This window comes from Duganella callida (assembly GCF_004614165.1).
GTDB lineage: Bacteria > Pseudomonadota > Gammaproteobacteria > Burkholderiales > Burkholderiaceae_D > Rugamonas > Rugamonas callida.
On record NZ_SPVG01000069.1, the window covers coordinates 1 to 4,804 of the forward strand.

Annotated in this window: 4 protein-coding genes and 1 pseudogene; all 5 read right to left on the bottom strand. The window is 64.4% G+C overall.

Annotation, left to right across the window (positions count from 1 at the left end):
* On the bottom strand, positions 1-880 hold an 880-nt coding region (locus tag E4L98_RS06695; protein ID WP_135200790.1), incomplete at its 3' end, for an EpsD family peptidyl-prolyl cis-trans isomerase.
* 141 nt (positions 881-1,021) lie between these two features.
* Positions 1,022-2,395: an undecaprenyl-phosphate glucose phosphotransferase gene (locus E4L98_RS06700; protein WP_135200791.1), complete on the bottom strand. Its 1,374-nt coding sequence runs from the start codon at positions 2,393-2,395 to the stop codon at positions 1,022-1,024.
* Between the two features lie 14 nt (positions 2,396-2,409).
* Positions 2,410-3,654 (bottom strand): XrtB/PEP-CTERM-associated polysaccharide biosynthesis outer membrane protein EpsL, encoded by a 1,245-nt coding sequence (gene epsL / locus E4L98_RS06705; RefSeq protein WP_135200792.1) that lies wholly within the window; start codon positions 3,652-3,654, stop codon positions 2,410-2,412.
* Between the two features lie 41 nt (positions 3,655-3,695).
* Positions 3,696-4,358, bottom strand: a complete 663-nt coding sequence (locus E4L98_RS06710; protein ID WP_135200793.1) for a CAAX prenyl protease-related protein — start codon at positions 4,356-4,358, stop codon at positions 3,696-3,698.
* Between the two features lie 167 nt (positions 4,359-4,525).
* Positions 4,526-4,753: pseudogene (locus tag E4L98_RS06715) on the bottom strand (ABC transporter ATP-binding protein); the annotation flags it as partial.
* Positions 4,754-4,804 lie beyond the last annotated feature (51 nt).

The window sequence follows — 4,804 nt, forward strand, 5'->3', positions numbered from 1 at the left end:
CCGCCGGCGCCGCCTCGGGCGCGCCGGTGGTCTTGTTGAAGTATTCGATCTTGGCGCCGCTGCGCAGGCGCGCCATCTCGGCCGCGGCGGCGTCCTTGGCGCGCTGGTTGCTCAGGAACTGCTCGATCTGCGGCGCCGCCACCTGCTCGCTGACCGGCGCGTCCTTGACGTCGGCCACGGTCATGATCACGCTGCGCTCGCCCTCGCGGACGATGAATAGCTGGCCCTTGGGCATGGCCAGCACCTTGGCGCTCATCTCGGGCGGCAGGTCGGTGGTCGAACGCACCAGCTGGTTGCGCGCGTACTGCACCTTGTTGCTGTCCATCCAGGCCGCGACGTCCTCCAGCGACTTGTTGGCGTCCAGCACCGCCTTCAGTTCCGGCGTCAAATCCTTGCTGGCCACCAGCAGCTGGCGCAGTTCCAGCACCTTGCGCGCGGAGAAGAAGCCCGGGTGCTTGGCGTAGTAATCGGCCACCTCGGCCGGGGTCGGCTTGGCCTGCGGCGGCAGATGCTTTTGCAGATACGCCTGAGCCACGATCAGCGCCTTGGCACGTTCCACCGCCTGCAGCACCTTGGGATCGCGGTCGAGTTTTTCCTTGACCGCCTCGTTTTGCAGCAGTTGGCGGTCGATCAGGCTTTCCAGCAGCTGCTTGCCGGCGGCTTCCTGCTGGGCCGCCGGCACGTTGGCGCGCTGTAGCTCCTCGTTCAGCTGCAGCACCGTGATTTCCTCGCCGTTGACGCTGGCCAGCGACTGGCCCGCCTTGTGGGTCTTCTGACCGCAACCTGCCACCGCCAGCAGGACCAGCAGCATCCCGGCCATGGCGCGGGGCGCGTGCGCGCGGCTGGCAGTATGATTTGCACGCGTGAATTGTTTCAACATATCATCCTCAAATTAGCCTATGGGCCATGCTGCGCCGCACAGGAAAGCCAGTATGGCGGTTAGTATGGGGGGCGTTTCCCCGCTTGTCAATCTTGCAAACACCTTTGTCACCTTAACATCCACTTAAGGCCGGGCCCGGTGTCAATGGGCATTCTCGCGCTTCAGCACCACCTGCACCGTGCGCACGATAATCCAGATATCGAGCAACAGTGACCAGCGGCGCAGGTAGTCCAGATCGTAGTTGATGCGCGCCTCCATCTTGTCCAGGGTTTCGGTCTCGCCGCGCAGACCGTTGACCTGGGCCCAGCCGGTGATGCCGGGCTTGACCTTGTGACGCAACATATAACCCTTGATCAGCTTGCGGTATTGCTCGTTGTGCGCCACCGCATGCGGACGCGGCCCGACGATGCTCATGCGGCCCTGCAGCACGTTGATGAATTGCGGCAGCTCGTCGAGCGAAGTCTTGCGCAGGAACGCGCCGATGCGGGTCACGCGCTGATCGTTCTTGGTGGCCTGGCGCACCTGTTCGCCATCCTCGGCCACCGTCATCGAGCGGAACTTGTAGACGATGATTTCCTCGCCGTACAGGCCGTAGCGGCGCTGGCGGAAGATCACCGGCCCCGGCGAGGTGGCCATGATGGCCGCCGCGATCACCAGCATGATCGGCAGCAACAGGATCTGGATCACCAGCGCCAGCACGAAGTCGCTGGCGCGCTTGACCATGCTGTTGAAGCCGGTGAACGGCGATTCGCAGATGGCGATCACCGGCATGCCGTCCACCGTGTCGAAGCGCGCCTGCATCAGGTCGAACACATAGATGTCGGGCAGGAAGTAGACCGAGGCGGTGGTGTCCTGCAGCTCGTCGAGCAACTTGCGGATGCGCGGCTGGGCCGACAGCGGCTGGCTGATGACGATCATCTTGATGTTGTGGCTGCGTACATAGTCGGCCACGTCCGCCATCTTGCCCAGCATCGGCTGCTGCATGCCGGCCGGCCAGCGATCCTCGGTGCGGTCGTCGAAGTAGCCGACCACGCTCATGAACAGATTCGGGTTGGTGCTGACGGTGCGGGCGAACTTCAGGCCGACGTCGTTGGCGCCGATCACCACCACCGAGCGCACCTCCTTCGCGCGCTTGGCGCGACCCGGCACCGCCAGGTGGCTGGCCAGCAGCAGCACCGGCGTCAGCACGAACCAGCACAGCAGCACCTGCGGGTCGAACAGCTTGCTCAGGCCGCTGGCCGCGCCCAGCACCCACAGCAGCGCCACCGTCAGCCCCCAGCCGACCACGATGTCGCGCGCGTACGCCAGCATGCGGTTGCCGCGCCAGGCGCGGTAGGGGTCGACGTGGCTGTACACCGACGAGGAGATAAAGAAGGCCAGCACCATCAGCACCAGCGCGTGGCCGTTGAACGGCACGCCGACCAGCATCGACGACAGGTACAGCATGCCCATGATGATCATGGGGTCCACCACGCGCTGGTAAAACGAGATCAGGGGTACATCGTTGACAGTCATGCTGATCCCACGCCCTAGAATTGCAGATTGACATAAACCGACCCGCCGTTCGAGCGGTACGGCACGCCGAAGCGCCGGTCGATGCTGCGGGTGTCGCGGTTGAACGCGGCGCCGAGGCCGATATGGTCGCGGAACACATAGTTGACGCCCACCGAGCCGGTGCGCGAATTGTCGCCGAAGCCCGGATAGATCACGTTGCCGATGCGCGGCGTGTCGAAATCGCGGTGGATGGTCGACCACTGCGCATCCACGCTCAGGCGGTCCAGCACGGCCCAGGTGCCGCGCAGGCTGGCGCCGCGGTTCAGGCTGAACGAGGTCAGCGAACCCTCGTACGGGGTAAACTCGCGCCAGGCGGAACCGACGAATTTCAGCGCGGCGCGCGGCGACCAGGTCGCCGTCAGCCGGCCGTTGGTGCCGCTGGCGTCGCGGTAGCCCGAGACCACGTGCTTGCGGCTGGTATGGCCGCCCTGGAATTCGACGCGCGACTGCGCCGACAGCAGCCACAGGATCTTGAGCCGGTAGGCATCCTGCTTGTAGTCCTCGTTGGTGAAGAAGCCGCCGGCCACGTCGTCCGGGTATTCGCCCTTGCTGCGGCGCGCCAGCAGGCCGATGGTGCTGCCGCTCGCCGCCAGGTAGTCGAAACCGACCTCGGTGCTGGTTTCGGTGCGGTCCAGGTACTTCTGCGACAGCAGGTCGTAGGCGAACTGGTCGCGCACATAGGTGCCGCGCACCTGCCAGCTCGGGTGGAACAGATAGGCCGCGCTGACGAAGCCGTTGCGGTGCACGCGCAGGTTGCGCTCGGTGCTGTGGAAATCGTTGAACGGCGCCAGCGTTTCCGAATAGCTGCCGCCGAGATCGCCGCTGAGCAGATTGCCGATGCGCCAGTGCAGCGTGGCGTCGGCATCCTTGCCGCTGTAATTCAGTTGTTCATACTTGTTGAAGTCGACCTTGCTCAGTTTGACATTGGCTTCCAGGCGCTGGCGCCCGAACGGCCGGTCGACCTGGATCCCGAACATCGCCTGGCGCATGGTGTCGGAACGCCCTTCCGGCCCCGGCTCGACGCCATCGGGCACGCGGAACAGGTTGTCGTCGGTGGTGTAGGTCACGCCGGCATACGGGTGCAAGGTATCGCTCAGGGCCGCAGTGGCTGGCGCGCAACACATGCTGCCGCAGAGCACGACCAGCGCGGCCTGCCACGCGGAGGAAGAAAAGAACGCCGGACGCCGGTGCGGCTGGATCACTCGCAGGTTACTGGACATGAGTATGGTTTGTAATTAGTGCAAGAAATGATTTGGCAATATTACCAGAAAGTCCATTGTGCGGTCGCCAGTATCCATGCGGCCAGGACCCCATTGGTTACCGTGTGCGCCAGGATCGGCGCCCACAAATTCCGGCTGCTCATGTACAGCCCGCCGTAGACCGCGCCGGCCACCATACCGGCCAGCCACAATTGATGTTCAATGCCGAATAATATCACCGTACCAACAAACACTGTAATTTTTGCATGAGCGGGATTCAGCGCCAAAAAGTCCTCCTGGCTCAGCCAGCGCAGCAGGAACGAGCGCCAGAACAGCTCTTCCATCAACGGCACCACCAGCGTCGCGCCGGCCGCGCGCAGCAGCGCCAGCGGCCAGACGATGGCACCGTCCACGCGCGGGTCGAAGCCGCCCGGCTGGCCCAGCATCATCCACGGCGCGGTCAGGTTGATCCACAACAAAAACACCAGCAGCCCGGCCAGCAGCGCCAACGCGGCCTGCCGCCACGGCAGGCGCGGCGGCCGCAATTCGCTGTAGCGGCGGCGGTACGCCAGCAGCGCCAGCACCACCGCCGCGATCTTGACCACGTACAGCAGCCGCAGCTGGTGCTCGCTCCAGCCCAGCCGGGCCAGCAGGTCGGCCAGCGCCAGAAAGCCCAGATAAATCGCGAAGGGAACGATGCGCGGCAGCGTCAGCCTGTTAAGCACGCCATCCTCCCGGACCGGGGGACGGCACACCTGCGATCCTGCTACGGCAAACACCAGCGCTCATGAGACTTGCATAAAGTAATTGATGTAAGTCATTATAAATGACGCAATGCAGCAGCCGCGCACTGCTGAGCAAGCGTGTGCAACAAAATTACAACAGCCGCGCCTCAGCCCTTGACCAGCGCCTCGATCTGCTCCCAGCGCTCGAGCGTGGCCAGCAGCTCGCCCTCGATTTCCTCGACCCGGGCGGTGAGGCGGCGCGCCTCGGCGGCGTTCTTCTTGTACAGGTCGGGATCGGACAACTGCACCGCCAGCAGGCTCTGCTCGTCCTCGAGCGCGGCGATGCGCTTGGGCAGCTCGTCCAGCTCGCGCTGTTCCTTGAAGCTCAGCTTGCGGCCCCATGGCGGCCAGCAGGTCGTCGAGTCGATCGTATTCGTCATCGTTCA